The organism is Burkholderia singularis, assembly GCF_900176645.1.
GTDB lineage: Bacteria > Pseudomonadota > Gammaproteobacteria > Burkholderiales > Burkholderiaceae > Burkholderia > Burkholderia singularis.
The window spans coordinates 39,517-57,139 of sequence record NZ_FXAN01000110.1; the positions used below are offsets into that span (position 1 = coordinate 39,517).

The 17,623-nt window shown below is 61.4% G+C and carries 15 protein-coding genes; 9 read left to right on the forward strand and 6 right to left on the reverse strand.

Translation table 11 applies throughout. The features are described 5' to 3' along the window. Positions 1 to 66 precede the first annotated feature (66 nt). Complete coding sequence (locus BSIN_RS22795; RefSeq protein WP_059512849.1) at positions 67 to 762, reverse strand: MgtC/SapB family protein; 696 nt, start codon at positions 760 to 762, stop codon at positions 67 to 69. 110 nt (positions 763 to 872) lie between these two features. Here BSIN_RS22795 and BSIN_RS22800 point away from each other — a divergent pair, with 110 nt between their 5' ends. Continuing rightward, positions 873 to 1,979, forward strand: a complete 1,107-nt coding sequence (locus BSIN_RS22800; RefSeq protein WP_089342103.1) for an AGE family epimerase/isomerase — start codon at positions 873 to 875, stop codon at positions 1,977 to 1,979. A gap of 328 nt (positions 1,980 to 2,307) precedes the next feature. Here BSIN_RS22800 and BSIN_RS22805 read toward each other — a convergent pair whose 3' ends face one another. Continuing rightward, the gene (locus BSIN_RS22805; protein ID WP_089342104.1) at positions 2,308 to 3,930 is read right to left on the reverse strand and encodes a methyl-accepting chemotaxis protein; all 1,623 of its coding nucleotides are present in this window, start codon (positions 3,928 to 3,930) and stop codon (positions 2,308 to 2,310) included. A gap of 218 nt (positions 3,931 to 4,148) precedes the next feature. Here BSIN_RS22805 and BSIN_RS22810 point away from each other — a divergent pair, with 218 nt between their 5' ends. The 7 genes from BSIN_RS22810 to BSIN_RS22840 all read left to right on the forward strand — a co-directional run bounded on the left by BSIN_RS22810 (position 4,149) and on the right by BSIN_RS22840 (position 10,361). Beyond that, positions 4,149 to 4,592, forward strand: a complete 444-nt coding sequence (locus BSIN_RS22810; protein ID WP_059512847.1) for a PaaI family thioesterase — start codon at positions 4,149 to 4,151, stop codon at positions 4,590 to 4,592. Positions 4,593 to 5,385: 793 nt separating this feature from the next. Next, positions 5,386 to 6,183, forward strand: a complete 798-nt coding sequence (locus BSIN_RS22815; protein ID WP_082711693.1) for a YqcI/YcgG family protein — start codon at positions 5,386 to 5,388, stop codon at positions 6,181 to 6,183. Next, complete coding sequence (locus BSIN_RS22820) at positions 6,180 to 6,506, forward strand: cupin domain-containing protein (protein ID WP_159936045.1); 327 nt, start codon at positions 6,180 to 6,182, stop codon at positions 6,504 to 6,506. The genes BSIN_RS22815 and BSIN_RS22820 overlap by 4 nt, the downstream gene beginning before the upstream one ends. 5 nt (positions 6,507 to 6,511) lie before the next feature. Further along, complete coding sequence (locus BSIN_RS22825; RefSeq protein ID WP_089342105.1) at positions 6,512 to 7,555, forward strand: TauD/TfdA family dioxygenase; 1,044 nt, start codon at positions 6,512 to 6,514, stop codon at positions 7,553 to 7,555. Positions 7,556 to 7,580: 25 nt separating this feature from the next. Beyond that, positions 7,581 to 8,345, forward strand: coding sequence for a YqcI/YcgG family protein (locus BSIN_RS22830; protein WP_089342106.1), 765 nt, complete (start codon positions 7,581 to 7,583; stop codon positions 8,343 to 8,345). Continuing rightward, positions 8,338 to 9,606 carry an APC family permease gene (locus BSIN_RS22835; protein WP_082711691.1) on the forward strand — a complete coding sequence of 423 codons (1,269 nt, stop codon included), beginning with the start codon at positions 8,338 to 8,340 and terminating at the stop codon, positions 9,604 to 9,606. The genes BSIN_RS22830 and BSIN_RS22835 overlap by 8 nt, the downstream gene beginning before the upstream one ends. 89 nt (positions 9,607 to 9,695) lie before the next feature. Beyond that, positions 9,696 to 10,361, forward strand: coding sequence for a HigA family addiction module antitoxin (locus BSIN_RS22840; RefSeq protein WP_089342107.1), 666 nt, complete (start codon positions 9,696 to 9,698; stop codon positions 10,359 to 10,361). Positions 10,362 to 10,471: 110 nt separating this feature from the next. Here the strand turns inward: BSIN_RS22840 and prpF are convergent, their stop codons facing one another. From prpF to prpB, 4 genes are all read right to left on the reverse strand, one after another. Continuing rightward, entirely contained in the window at positions 10,472 to 11,665 is a 1,194-nt protein-coding gene (prpF, locus tag BSIN_RS22845; RefSeq protein WP_089342108.1) for a 2-methylaconitate cis-trans isomerase PrpF, read from the reverse strand. Between the two features lie 272 nt (positions 11,666 to 11,937). Continuing rightward, a complete protein-coding gene (gene acnD, locus BSIN_RS22850) occupies positions 11,938 to 14,535 on the reverse strand; it encodes a Fe/S-dependent 2-methylisocitrate dehydratase AcnD (RefSeq protein ID WP_089342109.1) in 2,598 nt (865 codons plus the stop codon). Positions 14,536 to 14,649: 114 nt separating this feature from the next. Next, positions 14,650 to 15,822 carry a bifunctional 2-methylcitrate synthase/citrate synthase gene (gene prpC, locus BSIN_RS22855; protein ID WP_059512666.1) on the reverse strand — a complete coding sequence of 391 codons (1,173 nt, stop codon included), beginning with the start codon at positions 15,820 to 15,822 and terminating at the stop codon, positions 14,650 to 14,652. A 44-nt stretch (positions 15,823 to 15,866) separates the two neighbouring features. Next, positions 15,867 to 16,760: a methylisocitrate lyase gene (gene prpB, locus BSIN_RS22860; RefSeq protein WP_059512665.1), complete on the reverse strand. Its 894-nt coding sequence runs from the start codon at positions 16,758 to 16,760 to the stop codon at positions 15,867 to 15,869. A gap of 211 nt (positions 16,761 to 16,971) precedes the next feature. Between prpB and BSIN_RS22865 the strand changes: the two genes are divergently transcribed. Continuing rightward, positions 16,972 to 17,623, forward strand: a 652-nt coding sequence (locus tag BSIN_RS22865) for a PrpR N-terminal domain-containing protein (RefSeq protein ID WP_173678744.1), incomplete at its 3' end; no start/stop codon positions are given.

Below are 17,623 nucleotides of genomic sequence, written 5' to 3' on the forward strand. Positions count from 1 at the left end.
GGCCGGCCCCGCATGCCGCTGCATGCCCCTCCAACCCGCCTTCACGCTGTCGGACAAACGCGCGCGTCATCCGTCCTGCAACACGCCGTGCCGCTCGCGAAAGCCCTTCACGCCCGGCAATTGCCTCAAACGCTTGCAAATGCTCTCGTATTCGATGTCCGATACGCGGCTCAACGCGATCGTCACGTCGTCGCGATCGGCCGAATCGCTGCTTTGCTGGACGATGAATTGCTTGACGCGCGCGCTGTCGATGCCGAGCGCATCGTGCAACGATGCGAGCGTCAATGCGCCGCGCTCGACGCTCAACGACAGATGGCGGCGCTGGCGCACGGTAAGGTAGCGACGCTCGAGCGGCTTGAGGCCCGCGAGAATGATCAGGATGATGACCGTCGCCGCGATCGCCGCCACATACAGGCCGCCGCCGACCGCCAGCCCGACGGCCGCCACCGACCATAGGCTCGCCGCCGTCGTGAGGCCACGGACGATCTCGCCGCGCAGCAGGATCGATCCTGCCCCCAGAAAGCCGATCCCCGACACCACCTGCGCGGCCATCCGCGACGGATCGAGATCGACGTGCGGCCGCCCGAGCACGTCGGCAAAGCCGAACGCGGACACAATCATGATGAGCGCCGAGCCGACGCAAACGAGCATGTGCGTGCGCAGCCCTGCCGCCCACGACAGCCGCCCGCGCTCGATGCCGATGACGCTGCCCAGCCCCGCCGCGAGAATCAGCCGCATGATCAATTCGAGATTGTTCTGCATTTTCCGCCCTCCTTTTTTCGGCGGCGGCCGAGCGCATGCTTTATCCTTGCCGCTCGGCCCGCCTCGGCGGCCGCCGCGTTTTTCCGTCGTCAACCGCGCCGTCATCCGCCATGCCCATATCCGATTCTGCCTCCGAGCAAGCCGCGCAATTGCGCCGTCATTTCGCGCAAATCGTCTTGCCGCTCTGGCGCGGACCCGGCTTCAATCCGGCGCTGCAACTGCCGTTCGAGGCCGTCGCGCCACACACGCATGCGCCGCTGCCCGTCGCCCGGTATCGCGCGATGGCCTGTGCCCGCCAGCTCTTCGTGTTCGCGCGCGCCAACGATGCGGCGCATGCGCACACGCTGTTCGCCGCATTGTGCCGCCACTTCCGCGATCCGCGCCACGATGGCTGGTTTTACAGCATCGACGCGCACGGCGCGCCGCTCGAGCGGACGAAGGATCTGTATACGCACGCGTTCGTCGTGTTCGCATGCGCCGAATACTTTGCGGCGTTCGGCAACCGCGACGCGCGCAACATTGCGCAACACACGGCGGCACTGATCGTCGAGCGCTTCGCGCGCCAGCGCGGCGACGCATTGCTCGACGCCGCACGCAGCGAGGATTTCGCCGAAACGACGAGTGCGCCGCTACAAAATCCGCTGATGCACCTGACCGAAGGCTGGCTTGCGGCAAGCCGCGCATTCGGCGACGTCGCATTCGACGACGCGCTGCTGCACACCGTGCAAGCGGTCGAACGCGCGTTCGTCGCACCGCGCACCGGCTGCGTCGCGGAACTGCCGCTCGGCAGTGCCGACAACCGGTTCGAGCCCGGTCATCAATTCGAATGGTTCTATCTGGTCAGCGCGGCAGGCGCCCGGCTCGCGGCCACGAGCCTGCCCGACGCGCTCGCCCGCGCGTATGCGTTCGCGCAACGGCATGGCGTCGATCCGCAGACGGGCGGCGTCTGCGCGGCGCTTGACGAGCACGGCGCATGCATCGACAGCACGCAACGGATCTGGGCGCAAACGGAGTATCTGCGCGCGCTCGCGACGCACGGCGGCAGCGGGCCGGATGCGCTTGCGCAGCAGGCCGAGCGCTTTCGCACACGCTTCCTGCATCCGCGCGGCTGGCACGAATGCAAGACCGCGCGAGGCGACGTGTCACGCGCGGATATGCCGTCGACCACGCCCTATCACCTCGCGACCGCTTATGCGGCGTTACCCTCGAGCGATTGACCGGCCGGCCAAGGCCCGGCCGCGAAGGCACCGCGCGCCGCCAGCCTCGAACGGCAGTGCGCCGCGCGCCTTCCGTCGCGGCATCCTGCTGCGACCGCTTATGCAGCGCGGCTCGTGGATGAGCGACGGCGCGGGCGGCCAGGCGCGGCCGTCGGCCGCACAACGACGCCCCGCGCGCCATCGCGCCTCAAACGGGAGCACGCCCCGCGTTACGTGTCACGTGCCGAAGCCCCGGCAAGCAGCGGCTTGCCCGCTCGAGCCGCCGCGCCACGCACGCGCGCATCGCGCCGCCGCGCCTGGTCGCCGTTACTCTTTCGTCACGCCCTCGTCACGCTGCCGCGAGCCGCGGCGGCGCCGCTTCGCCGCGTGCCGCCGTGCCGCCTCCGGCAACGGCCTGCGCGGCGCGCGCATCGCCCAACTCGAACACCGCGACCGATCGCTGCAACTGCTCGGTCTGCTCGTTGAGCGCGCCGCCCGCCGCCGCGACCTCCTCGACCAGCGCGGCATTCTGCTGCGTCAATTGATCCATCTGCGTCACTGCCTGATTGACCTGCTCGATCCCCGCGCTCTGCTCGACCGACGCGGCCGTGATTTCCGTCATCGTTTGCGCGACCCGCTCGATCGACGCCGACACCGTGCGCATCGCGCCGCCCGCGCGCTCGACAAGCTCCGAGCCACCATTGATCTGCGCGACCGACTCCTCGATCAGCACCTTGATTTCCTTTGCCGACTGCGCGCTGCGCTGCGCAAGCGCGCGCACCTCGCCCGCGACCACCGCGAAGCCGCGCCCCTCCTCGCCCGCCCGTGCCGCCTCGACCGCCGCGTTCAGCGCGAGGATGTTGGTCTGAAACGCGATCCCGTCGATCACCGCGATGATTTCCGCGATCCGGCCCGAGCTATGCGCGATCCCGCGCATCTTGTCGATCACGTCGTCGACGATCGCCCGGCCTTCGTGGGTCGCCTGCAGCGCCTCGTCGGCGAGCGCGCTCGCCGCGCGCGCGCCGTCGCTGTTCTGCCGCACGGTCGCGGTCAACTGCTCCATGCTCGCGGCCGTCTCCTCGAGCGACGCCGCCTGGCTCGCGGTGCGTGCCGACAAATCCGCATTGCCGCTCGCGATCTCGGCCGCGCCGATGTGAATCGCGTCCGACGCGCCGCGCACCGCGCGCACCGTCGTCGCAACGCTCGCCTGCATTGCGGCAAGCCCGTGCATCAGCCGGTCGATCTCGTACAGGCCGCGCGGCGTGACCCGCTCGTCGAGCCGGCCGCGCGCGATCCGCTCGAAATGCTTGCCCGCGTCGGCCAGCGGCGCGACGATCGTGCGCCGCGCCGCGACGTAGATCGCCGCCGTGCACGCGAGCATCGCGGCGAACAGCGCGACTCCGACCGCGTTGAACCACGCGATGCCCGTATCGATCAGGCCGAACGCATCCTTGCTGACCTTGCCGCTGAAATCGGAGAACGTGCGCAACTCGGTGAGATACCCATCCTGGATCGATTGCGTCGGCTGATCGAGGAACGCCTGCATGTTGTCCGTTTCGAGATACTGAATCAGTTCGTCGAGCGCGGTGCGGTACTTCCGGTAGCGCTCGACAAGCGCCGCGGCACGCGCCGTGTTCTCCACACCGATCGACGGCTCGGCCGTCAACGCCGCGAACGCGCGATCGGCGTTCGCCAGCTGATCGCGCACGTGGCGAAGCATGTCGGCGGGCTTCGGATCGCCGCGCACCATCCGCGTACTCGCGCGGGACAGATTCGTGCGTGCGTCGAGCAGGTAATGGGTCGCCAGATTGGCGGCGTCGATTTGCCGGATCGCGACGCTGGACAGATCGTCGACACCGCGACGCGTCGACGACAGCGCCCAAAAGCCGAGCCCGTCGATCGCCATCATGAATAGGCAAAACACGACGAGTACGCCGAGCAAACCGGATGCGAGCTTGATTTTGTTAATCATGAATTTCCGTTGGAGCCAAAAAAGAAGGGAGCTGCGTCGGCTTTAGCGGCATTTCGGCGGCGGACTTGAGCAATCCGGCCCGATCCCGCGATGATTTTCTTCGCCCGATTTCCTTGCGTAATGCCCGTCCCATACCTAGAGTGGAGCGCAAAGGGCGGGATAGCGGCAGCGGCCTGCCGGATAGGCCGCTCGACTCAATCGAAAGCGAAGGAGCGTCGATGACCGACATCGTGGATCACGCGCGCGGCGCGTTGCGTGCGCAACCCTTCAGCATGCTGCTCGGCACCGAACTCGTGCATATCGGCGGCGACGAGGCGTCGCTGCGCCTGCCGATCCGCGACGAACTCCGGCAGCAATACGGTTTCGTTCATGGCGGCGTCATCAGCTACCTGGCCGATAACGCGTTGACATTCGCCGGCGCGCTCGCGCTCGGGCCGCGTGTCGTGACGGGCGAATACAAGATCAATTACCTGCGCCCGGCCGTCAACGGCACGCTGATTGCGCGCGCGAAGCTGGTTTACCGGGGACGGAATCAGGCGACCTGCCAGTGTCACGTGTTCGTGATAGACGGCGACCACGAGCGGCTCGTCGCGGTCGCGCAGGGGACGATCAATCGGGTCGGGGATGGGCGGGAAATAGAGGTGATGGAGGCAAAGACCTAGGTTGTCGCATTGCCGACTGTGCATTGACATGCGATGACCATAAACGATACGTGCGGCGTTGGAGAAACCACGAGTTCGTGGCGCGGATTCATTTTGCGTACAGGCTACCAAGTGCCGTCTTGATTGGCTCCGCAGTGCCACTCCGTTTCAGGCATCATTTTTTATAGACATAAAAATCTGAAATTTTAATAGAAGCGCCACCTCAGCCAAAAACAACAAACCTCGCCGCGAACCAAGGGCAGTCACTTCAGAGCGTGGTGAGCAAGACGCGCGATACCTTCATTTCCGTGCCGGAAAGATTTTTGTGGCCACCAATGCATTACCACGAGACACTCCGGCAGCTGACTTGTCGGCACCCACTGCATTTGGCTCCCATATTATTAGCGCGATAAAATTCGTCAAATTTGTCAGCCAATAAAATATCAACAACCCAATCAGACCCTTTATTTTTAATCTCTAAAATCGATTTCGCATTGCAGCAAATAAAATCCTCTAAATTTATTGAACAAAACACGAATCTTTATAAGAAAATATTATTTTCAATCCGACACCACCCCTCTAAACTGAACTGACCTTCACCATACCGATCGGCCAACAGGGAATTTGACAACCAAAAACATCGCCAAATCATTCCAATGGAGACATAGATTTAATAACCAAAATATCAGTCAATCTCAAAATTCTCCCTCAGACTTTGTCAACCGCTGGGTTTCTTGACAGAATGAGGCATGGCCGGCTCAAAAAATATATTACTGGCAATTTATTTTTATAACTCACATCAGGAGAACTTCAGATGGGGAAGATATCTTTCCAGACCGATCATTTGGCCACCTCGCCCCATGTTTCGTCCGGACGCGTTAATCAATTACTGACAGCAAGAGAACTTTGTCACGGAACGCCATTGTGGGCCATTGATCCCGTAATGAATTTCGTAAAAAAATTTTCCAACTCCGACCATCATTTTCCTTGCAATTTCGCACACCAGGTCTATGACGGCAATATGCTCCGAGCCGCGTTTTTCGAGGAAAATTCCAATGAAGACGCAATGATAGAAAATCTTGGAAGCGTTTTGACGAAATACATTGAAACGGCTCGCGGCCTTGGCAAGATCACTTCGTTTCTAGCTTTTTTTAAGTTAGACGACTCATTAAAAACCGTCGAAGAATACGAAACATGGTTTTGGTCGATTTTGCAACGTCTGCATGACTCGGATCAAAAGGAATGGCCGTTCGATATCCCGCAGAACCCCTACGATCCGAATTGGGCGTTTAGTTTTGGCGGCCAGGCATTTTTTATCGTCTGCTTCACGCCCGCGCATATCACTAGAAAGAGCCGGTATTGTGAAAAACCGCTCATTATTTTTCAACCTCGCTGGATTTTTGACGGACTTGAAGGCGACACACCTGCGGGCATTGCTGTCAGGCAGGCTATTCGAGATGCAGTTGCTGTTTATGACAATATGCCGGCCTCAAAAAAATTGACATCTTACGGCGAAGGGCTGGATTGGGAGCAGTATTTTTTGCCCGATGTCAATCAATCTGCTTATGATAAATGCCCGATGATTTTCAAAGACATGGCGCAAACAAAATGACAGAAAACTCTATTCCGACTACCAAGCCGTCCGATATTTTCGATCTTAAAACCGGAATATTCAATCTATTGCCAAAATCAGGTGTCGTCAAGGTTGTCAACGAATTGCCCCATGAAAAAAATCCGATTCATTTTCACGAAAACGAAGAAACCCTTCTAATTCTGGAAGGCAGCTTGAAATTATATTGGCAAGATCAAGAGAGTGAATTATTTGTAGAGGCACATCCGGGAGAAAAGATCTTCCTTCCCAAAGGTATTCCTCACTACTCTGAAGCAGGCGACAGCGGTTGCTTTTACCTGATAACAGATAGATTTGTCGAGTGACCATCATGAGCGATCATAATTCGAACACGCCGTTCCCCACCATCACCTTGACCGATTCGCAGCGATGGGATTTGACTTCATTTTTCGATAAATTCATTGTCGAGAACAATGGGAACATCATGGATGTGGGACAGGATTTCTTCAAAAATCCATCCAAGATCATTTCGCTAGCGTCTCGTAGTCTGCTCGATCTGTTTTACTCCTTCCGTGACATGACGAAAGACGCGCCTTATCTCCTGATCGAAAATTTTCCGATGCACGACGACACGTTCTACGGCAACACGCCGCCAAACTGGCGGTCCGCCGCAATGATCGGTCGCACGATCAGGGAAGAATCATTTATTGCGTTGGCCGCATCGTGTCTGGGAGAATCTTTCAGTTGGCCAACCTTGCAAAACGGCAGACTGATTCACAACGTCTTGCCGATCGCCGGCGACGAAGCCGAACAGAACGGGCACAGCAGCGATATTGAGCTTGAATGGCATACCGAAGATGCTTTTCATCCATGCCGCGGCGATTATCTCATTCTGTTCGGCATTCGAAATCACGACAGTATCGCCACGACGCTCATGTCCATCAAGGACATTGAATTGAGTGATGAACAGAAGGAAATCCTGTTTCAGAAAAAATACCGCATCAAACCAGACAACGAACACCTCCGCCAGATCATCGATGAAAATGATCCGGGGCGGCGCTCGATCAAGAAACTGATCGAAGAATCCGAAGCCGTTTCCGTACTGTTCGGCGTTCCTGAAAGCCCATATCTACGCATCGATCCCTACTTCATGGAATGCCCCGATAAAGGGAGTGTTTATGACGAGACACTGCGATATTTGATCGCCGAATTGAATCGCGTTAAGCAAAATGTTGTCGTTAAGAAAGGGGACATGCTAATCATCGACAACTATCTGGCAGTCCACGGCCGTGCCCCCTTCAAAGCGAAATATGACGGCTCAGACCGCTGGTTGAAGAAATCCATCGTCAGCCGCGATATCAGACGCGCTCGAGCGCTAGGTTTTCGCGTTTCGGACAATCTGAACGTTTTTTGAGAAAAATTTCCAAAGGACAAAGCATATGCAACATGCACCCGTCAATCGCGACACTGCCCCGGTGTTACTCGAATTGTCCGATCTGAGCGCACATACGCCATCCTGGGCCACTCAGGGCATCGCGGAATTTGAGTATGAATTAGGCAAGGAAAAATCGGACTTTCCGTGTACCTTTGGCATTCAAAACTACAAGGAAAAATCATTAAGATTCACATTCGTCGAAGACGACAGCCCCAACAATCTTGATCACATGGCGAAAGCGTTGTACGAATATACGAAAAACGCTCGAAACTTCGGTACATCCAGTTCATCGCTCGTGTGCGTATTCCGGCCGCTTGTCGACAAAACTGTCGCGGATTACGAGCGATGGTTTTGGAGTATCCTGCAACAGTTACATGATAGGGATACCGAGCCGTGGCCACGCGAGTATTCCGAGAACCCCGAGCATGAAACGTGGGCATTCTGTTTTGCCGGAGAGGGCCATTTTGTGGTGTGCAACACGCCCGAGCACCATTTACGTCGCAGCCGACATAACCCCAATCCAATGATCACCTTTACGCCGCGTTGGAGCTTCAAGGGCATCGAGGGCAATACCAAGCCTGGCATCGCGGTACGGGAACTGATCCGCAAACGCGTGATGCTCTACGACAAGGTTCCGCCGTCGGACAAATTTAGCGCGTATGGACAGGGTTTAGATTGGGTTCAATACTTTCTGCCTGAAGGCAGCGACACTTCGTCATTGAGCAAATGTCCATTTTCGATCAAGAGTGAAAAGACAAATCATGAGTAACCCATCGAAGCAGTTAAGCAAAACCCTCACGGTCTGGTCCGGCACGGCGATGGCCGTGAGTCTTGTCATCGGTGCGGGCATTCTTGTCGTCCCGGGCATTGCTTATTCGGTGGCAGGAACAAGCGCGGTTTACTCATGGATGCTGAATTCGCTCTTCGTCATCCCTCTGCTCGTCATCTTTTCCCATTTGGGTTCACTCTATCCGAACGCCGGCGGCATTTCCGGCTTCACTCAGGAAGCATTCGGAAGAAATCTGGCCGCCGCCACCGAAATCCTAATGGTCGGCACGTTCTCGCTCGCGCTGCCCGGCGTGGCGTTCACGGCGGCATCCTATCTAGGCGACGCGATCAAGCTGAGCTACTGGCAAATCACCGGTATCGCCTTTGCGATGCTGTTCATCGCGATCATAGTCAACGTGATCGGCGCGAAACTCGCAGCGGGACTTCAACAGATTCTTGCTTATACACTCGTCTTCGTCCTGGTCGCCGTCACGCTGTCCATCTTCGTGCTTTCGCCATTGAAGGGAGAAGGTATTGCGCCGCCATCGCAATGGACAAAATCGATCCCGACGCTCGGGCTCGTATTCTTCGCCTATGCCGGCTGGGAGCTGCTGGCCTTCACTACCGAAGAGTACAAGGATCCCAAACGGGATTTTCCCAAGGTCATCGCGATCAGCTTCGTCTTGGTGGCCGGGCTCTACATCCTGATCTCGATCGCGTTGCAACTGTCGTTCAATTCATCCGATCCGAGACTGCTGAAAACCCCGATCGCGATGTTATTCGAAAGTTCGCTGGGTACTTATTCGACGATCTTCGTCTCACTCTGCGGCTTCGTGATCATCATGGCTCATTTGATCGGGGCGATCTGGGGCGCATCCCGGCTCGTCTACTCATCGGCACGAGAAGGCATCCTGCCCGCCGCGCTATCGCAAATTCGCCACCATGGCATCCCTGTCAACGCGGTCATCGGCATCGGGATCATCATACTGACGGTCGCCGGCGCCTGTGCAAACGGCTATATCACGGTCGCCACGTTATTTACGCTCGCCGGCCAGAATTTCTTCATCTTGAGCGCATTCGCGGTGCTTGCTTACTTGCGGATGGCAAGCAATAACAAACAGAGAATTCTAGGCGGACTGACTACCATCATGGTGTTCGCCGTGATTTCGTCGTTCGGAATCAAGCTCTTGTATCCGCTCTTTCTTCTGGTTCTCGGTTATGCAATCTCTTATTTGAAGACACACGTTCTCGAGCCTCAATAGCCGTAGCCCGAAACAACGCCGTGAATACTTTGGCATAGGACCGCGGGGCGCGTCTGCGGCCGGGCAATTCATTCCTGGAGACTGGCGGCATGATCATTACTTTCAGGCCGAAGGAACTCAAGCTTTTCTACTGTGGAAAAGCATCGCACGGCATTACAGTCGTCCACCCCGACAAGCTGGCCAGCACCCTCGCACTGCTCGACGTCGCCCGCACGACTGCCGATGTCGATTTGCCCGCCTTGCGGATACAGGCGTGTCAAGGTGATCTGGCGGATCATTGGGCAATCGGGGTCGACAACGACTGGCAGCTCGTATTCCGGTTTTATGGTGCCGACATCGAAGTGGTCGATTTCCGCACAATTCTCCCGTCGCCTCCCTCCGAACGCATCGGTCATCGCAACAAACGCGACGTATCCGCGTTGCAGCAACCGCTCCATCCCGGGCACATTTTACGGATAGCTGCATTGGAGCCTCTTCACCTGAGCGTCGACAAAGCGGCGGGGGGCCTCGGCGTATCGCGGCGTCTGCTTGCGCGTGTCGTAAAAGGCGCGGCCAACGTCGGGGCCGATCTGGCTATCAGGCTCGAAGTAGCCGGCATCGGCTCGGCTCGCGCATGGATCATGTTGCAAGCAAGATACGATCTATCACGGGCGACGCGCCGAGAATTAAATGGGGCCGCGCTGCAATGCCTGCATCACCGGAGAAGTGATACACGCCATCCGACAGTCGCTCTCCTTGCGCCCATCAAAAACTGAGCCCCCGGCACTGACATCGCAATGTCTGCGATTGTCTGCAGCAGTAAGCAGATTTTCCACTACAACCCATCCGCACTGCCGAATCGATCAAGCAATGCGCAACCGCGCGATCAATTCCCCGCCCCCGGCACCCGCACCCATCCCTCCATCAACACCCGCGCGCTGCGGCTCATGATCACCTTCGTCACCACCCATTCGCCGTTTTCTTGCTGCGCCTTTGCGCCGACGCGCAGCGTGCCCGACGGATGCCCGAAGCGCACCGCCCGGCGCTCGCCGCCGCCCGCCGCCAGATTGACGAGCGTGCCCGGAATCGCCGCCGCCGTGCCGATCGCGACCGCCGCCGTGCCCATCATCGCGTGATGCAGCTTGCCCATCGACAGCGCGCGCACGAGCAAATCGATCTCCGCCGCCGCGACGCGCTTGCCGCTCGACGCAACATAATCGGCCGGCTTCGCGACGAACGCGACCTTTGGCGTATGCTGGCGCGTCGCGATTTCGTCGAGCGTCTTGATGAGACCCATGCGCAGCGCGCCGTGCGCGCGGATCGTCTCGAATTTCGCGAGCGCGGCGGCGTCGCCGTTGATCGCGTCCTGCAATTCGGTGCCGGTGTAGCCGATCGCGGCCGCGTCGACGAAGATCGTCGGAATGCCCGCATTGATCAGCGTCGCCTTCAGTGTGCCGACGCCCGGCACCTCGAGATCGTCGACGACATGGCCGGTCGGGAACATCGCGCCGCCGCCGTCGCCGTCTTCGTCGGCGGCCGGGTCGACGAATTCGAGCTGTACCTCGGCGGCGGGGAACGTCACGCCGTCGAGTTCGAAATCGCCCGTTTCCTGCACCGCGCCGTTGGACATCGGCACGTGCGCGACGATCGTCTTGCCGATGTTCGCCTGCCAGATCCGCACGGTCGCGATGCCGTCCCGTGGCACGCGCGCCGCATCGACGAGCCCGCCGCTGATCGCGAACGGCCCGACCGCCGCCGACAAATTGCCGCAATTGCCGCTCCAGTCGACGAACGGCTTGTCGATCGACACCTGTCCGAACAGGTAGTCGACATCATGATCGGGCCGCGTGCTCTTCGACACGATCACCGTCTTGCTGGTGGACGACGTCGCGCCGCCCATCCCGTCGATCTGTTTGCCGTATGGATCGGGGCTGCCGATCACGCGCAGCAGCAGCGCGTCGCGCGCGACGCCCGGCACGCGCGCGGCCTGCGGCAGATCGTCGAGGCGGAAGAACACGCCCTTGCTGGTGCCGCCTCGCATGTACGTCGCGGCAATCCGGATTTGAGGAAGGTGAGCCATAGATATCCGTATAGGTCCGATGTAACGGGAATGGTGTCGAGCGGCCGGCGGCGCTGCGTCGCCGGCCGTTCTGCTTCGTCATGCCGCCGCATGCCGGGCCGGCGCGGCGTGCCCCGGCCGTGCCCGGCAAATCCGCTGATACCGCGGCACCGCGGCAGAGGGACGCACGGGTGGGCAGGCCGAGCGCACCCGGCCGCACCCAACGCCCTATACCGCCGCACCGCCACGCCGTCTGCCACATCAAACCACGCGGCCCGGCGCGCGCTGCGCGTTCAAGCTGCCTTCGACGATTCGAGGAAATCCTGCGCGAAACGCTGCAGCACCCCACCCGCTTCGTAGATCGACACTTCCTCGGCGGTATCGAGCCGGCACGTCACGGGCGTCTCGACACGTTCGCCGTTCCGGCGGTGAATCACGAGCGTCAGCGTTGCGCACGGCGTGCGCTCGCCGATCACGTCGAACGTCTCCGTGCCGTCGATACCGAGCGTCAAGCGGTTCGTGCCGGGCTTGAACTCGAGCGGCAGCACGCCCATGCCGATCAGGTTCGTGCGGTGAATCCGCTCGAACCCCTCGGCGACGATCGCCTCGACGCCAGCAAGCCGCACACCCTTGGCCGCCCAATCGCGCGACGAGCCTTGCCCATAGTCCGCGCCCGCGATCACGACGAGCGGCTGCTTGCGCGCCATATACGTCTCGATCGCCTCCCACATCCGTGTGATGCGGCCTTCGGGCTCGATCCGCGCAAGCGAGCCCGGCTTCACGTTGCCCGCCTCGTCGCGCACCATTTCGTTCTTCAGCGTCGGATTCGCGAACGTCGCGCGCTGCGCGGTCAGGTGATCGCCGCGATGCGTCGCATACGAATTGAAGTCTTCCTCCGGCACGCCCATCTTCGCAAGATACTCGCCCGCCGCGCTGGCCGACAGGATCGCGTTCGACGGCGACAGGTGATCGGTCGTGATATTGTCGCCGAGCACGGCGAGCGCACGCATGCCGCTGAGCGTGCGCTCGCCCGCAAGCGCGCCTTCCCAGTATGGCGGGCGGCGAATGTACGTGCTCTGCGGCCGCCAGTCGTACAGCGGCGCGGCCCGCTCGCCTGCGTGGGCGGTGCGCGCGAACATCGGTTCGTAGACCTGGCGGAATTGCTCGGGCTTCACGCTCGACGCGACGATCGCGTCGATTTCGTCGTCGCTCGGCCAGATGTCCTTCAACGTCACCGGCTTGCCGTGCTGATCCACGCCGAGCGCGTCCCTCTCGATATCGAAGCGGATCGTGCCCGCGATCGCATACGCGACGACGAGCGGCGGCGACGCGAGAAACGCCTGCTTCGCATACGGATGGATGCGGCCGTCGAAGTTGCGGTTGCCCGACAGCACGGCGGTCGCATACAAATCGCGCTCGACGATTTCCTGCTGAATCTTCGGATCGAGCGCGCCCGACATCCCGTTGCACGTCGTGCATGCGAACGCGACGATGCCAAAACCGAGCTTCTCCAGCTCCGGCAGCAGATTCGCCTCGGTCAGATACAGCTCCACCGCCTTCGAGCCCGGCGCGAGCGAACTCTTCACCCATGGCTTGCGCGTGAGGCCGCGCGCATTCGCGTTGCGCGCGAGCAGGCCCGCGGCGATCACGTTGCGCGGGTTACTGGTGTTCGTGCAGCTTGTGATGGCAGCGATGATCACCGCGCCGTCCGGCATTTCGTCCGCCTTCCGTTCCCACTTGCCGGCAATGCCCCGCGCGGCGAGATCGGACGTCGGCAACCGCTTGTGCGGATTCGACGGGCCGGCCATGTTGCGCACGACCGACGACAGATCGAACGTCAGCGTGCGCTCGTACTGCGCGTGTTGCAGCGTATCGGCCCACAGGCCCGTCTGCTTCGCATAGGTTTCGACAAGCTTGACCTGCTCGTCGCTGCGCCCCGTCAGGCGCAGATAGTCGATCGTCTGGCTGTCGATGAAGAACATCGCGGCCGTCGCGCCGTATTCGGGCGCCATGTTCGAGATCGTCGCGCGATCGCCGAGCGTGAGGCTCGCCGCGCCTTCGCCGCGAAATTCCAGATACGCGCCGACCACCTTCTCGCGGCGCAGGAACTCGGTCAACGCGAGCACGATGTCGGTCGCGGTGATGCCGGGCTGCCGCCTGCCGGTCAGCTCGACGCCGACGATATCCGGCAGCCGCATCCACGACGCGCGGCCGAGCATCACGTTCTCCGCCTCCAGCCCGCCCACGCCGATCGCGATCACGCCGAGCGCATCGACGTGCGGCGTGTGGCTATCGGTGCCAACGCAGGTGTCCGGATACGCGACGCCGTCGTGCACCTGAATCACGGGCGACATTTTCTCCAGATTGATCTGGTGCATGATGCCGTTGCCGGGCGGAATCACATCGACGTTCTCGAACGCGCGCTTGGTCCAGTCGATGAAATGAAAACGGTCCTCGTTGCGGCGATCCTCGATCGCGCGGTTCTTCGCGAACGCGTCCGGATCGAAGCCGCCGCATTCGACGGCAAGCGAATGATCGACGATCAGTTGCACGGGCACGACCGGATTGACCTTCGCCGGATCGCCGCCGCGTTCGGCGATCGCGTCGCGCAGGCCCGCGAGATCGACGAGCGCGGTCTGGCCGAGAATATCGTGGCAAACGACGCGCGCCGGATACCATGGGAAATCGCGCTCGCGCTTGCGCTCGACGAGCTGACGCAGCGAATCGTCGAGGATCGCCGGGTCGCATCGCCGCACGAGATTTTCGGCGAGCACACGCGACGTGTAGGGCAGCGTGTCGTAACCGCCCGGGCGGATCGCGTCGACGGCGGCGCGCGCGTCGAAGAAATCGAGCGACGCACCGGGCAGAGGTTTGCGGTAAGCAGTATTCATGGCGTGGGGACACACAAGTAACGATCGGCGCCCGGCGGCAGGGCTACCGCGTGGGGCAAACGCGCCGGCGGGCGCGCGGCGCGGGCATCACGCCCAGGCGCCGCGCCGGCCCGCTCAGCGTTTCTCGATCGGCACGAATTTCAGGTTTTCCGGGCCGGTGTAGTTCGCGCTCGGGCGGATGATCTTGTTGTCGATCCGCTGCTCGATGATATGCGCGCTCCAGCCGGACGTGCGCGCGATCACGAACAGCGGCGTGAACATCGCGGTCGGCACGCCCATCATCCGGTACGACACGGCGCTGAACCAGTCGAGGTTCGGGAACATTTTCTTCGCGTCCCACATCACCGATTCGAGCCGCTCGGCGATGTTGAACAGCTTCATGTCGCCCGCCTCCTTCGACAGCTTGCGCGCGATCTCCTTGATCACCTTATTGCGCGGATCGGAAATCGTGTAGACCGGATGGCCGAAGCCGATCACCACTTCCTTGTTCTCGACACGGCGGCGGATATCGGCCTCTGCCTCGTCGGGCGTGCGGTAGCGGCTCTGAATCTCGTAGGCGACTTCGTTCGCGCCGCCATGTTTCGGCCCGCGCAGCGCGCCGATCGCACCGGTGATCGCCGAATAGATGTCCGAGCCCGTGCCGGCGATCACGCGGCCGGTGAACGTCGACGCGTTGAATTCATGCTCCGCGTACAGGATCAGCGACGCGTGCATCGCCGCCACCCATGATTTGGACGGCTCCTTGCCGTGCAGCAGATGCAGAAAGTGGCCGCCGATCGAGTCGTCGTCGGTTTCGGTCTCGATCCGGCGGCCGTTGTGCGAATAGTGATACCAGTACAGCAGTATCGAGCCGAGCGACGCCATCAGCCGGTCCGCGATATCGCGTGCGCCCGGCAGATTGTGATCGTCCTTCTCCGGCAGCACGGTGCCGAGCACCGATACGCCGGTGCGCATCACGTCCATCGGATGCGCGGACGCGGGCACCCATTCGAGCGCGGCCTTCACGTTCGCCGGCAGCCCGCGCAGCGCGCGCAGCTTGGTCTTGTACGCGGCGAGTTCGGTCACGTTCGGCAACGTCTCATGCACGAGCAGGTGTGCAATTTCCTCGAATTCGCTCGAGCCGGCGATATCGAGAATGTCGTATCCGCGGTAATGCAGGTCGTTGCCGGTCTTGCCGACCGTGCATAGCGCGGTGTTGCCCGCCGCAACGCCCGACAGCGCGACCGATTTCTTCGGCTTGAAACCGCCCGCCGCACTCGTTGCCGTTGCTTCTTTCGTCTCGCTCATCCTTCGTTCTCCTGGGGTTCGAATCCTTGAATCCGGGGACCGCTTCAGTTGCGGCCTTCGCTGAAGAGCCGGTCGAGCTTCTCTTCGTATGCGTAATAGCCGAGATAATCGTAGAGTTCCGCGCGCGTTTGCATCGTCGGCACCGCGGCTTTTTGCGTGCCGTCGCGACGCACCGTTTCGTAGAAGTTCAGCGCGGCCTTGTTCATCGCACGGTAAGCGCCGCAGCAATAAAGCGCGATGTCGACGTTCGCGCTCCTCAGTTCGTCCGTCGTGAAGAACGGCGTCGAGCCGAACTCGGTCAGGTTCGCGAGAATCGGCACCTTGACGGCCGCCTTGAAACGCCGGTAGTCGTCGAGCGTCTTCATCGCCTCGGGGAAGATCATGTCCGCGCCCGCCTCGACATAGGCGACCGCGCGCTCGATCGCCGAATCGAGCCCCTCGGCCGCGGCCGCGTCGGTGCGCGCCATGATGACGAAGCCGTCGTCGGTGCGCGCGTCGACGGCCGCCTTGATCCGGTCGACCATCTCGCCGGCCGGCACGCACTCCTTACCGGGCCGGTGGCCGCAACGCTTCTGCCCGACCTGGTCCTCCAGATGCACGGCCGCGACGCCCGCCTTGATGAACGAGCGGATCGTGCGCGCGATATTGAACGCGCCGCCCCAGCCTGTATCGATATCGACGAGCAACGGCAGGCTGGTCGCGTTGGTGATCCGGTTCGCATCGATCAGCACGTCGTCCATCGTGCTGATGCCCAGATCGGGAATGCCCAGCGAGTTCGCGGCAACGCCGCCGCCCGACAGATAAACCGCCTTGAAACCGACGGCCTCGGCCATCTTCGCGGCATACGCGGTGATCGCGCCGACCACCTGCAGCGGCTGCTCGGCCGCGACGGCCGCGCGGAACTTCGCGCCCGCGCTGGTAGGTTGTGGGTTGCTCATCGACTCCTCCTGAAATGATGGCCGCTATTCCAGCAAAGACCGCGCCAGCTTGCTTGCTTCGCGCTAACGTGCTGATTCTGCACTCATTCCCGGTTCGGTGCGAGGCACCGATGATTTCAATTTCGAAATCAAAATTCCATATTTGCAATCATCGCGCGATAATGGCACAGTCCTCACTTCGTCCGGCGCGCCCGAGCGCCGCCCCGCCCCGATGAGCCTCCTTGCGACCGACACGGGCGTGCGCCCGCGCATCTGGGCAGTCGGCATCAGCCGGCTGCGCGCGCTGTTTCGCGACATCGCCGACGAATACGACGAACGCGCCGACCTGCGCATCGTCGCGCGCGGCTACGAGGAAGCGATCACCGCGCTCGCGACCGCGGGCGCCGAGCGGCCCGACGCGATCGTCGCCGCGGGCTCCAACGGCACGTATCTGAAAACGCGCGTGCGCGTGCCCGTCGTGCTCGTCAATCCGACCGGCTTCGACGTGATGCACGCGCTCGCCCGCGCACGGCGCGACGCGGCGCGCATCGCGTTCGTCAGCCACGGCGACGCGCCGGCCGAGGTGCGCAGCCTCGCCGCCGCATATGGGCTCGACGTCGCGTTCGCGTCGTACCAGACCGCGCAGGAGGCGCGCCTGCGCGTGCTCGAGCTGCGCGAACGCGGCATCGAGACGGTGGTGGGACCAGGGCTCGTCACCGATCTCGCCGCGAGTGTCGGAATGGGCGCGGTGTTTCTGTACTCGCACGCATCGGTGCGCGCAGCCGTGGACACCGCGCTCGAAGTCGCGCACGCCACGCACGGCGAAGCGCTGCGCCGCCAGCGGCTCGACAATCTGCTCCAGCATCTGCGCGACGGTGTCGTCG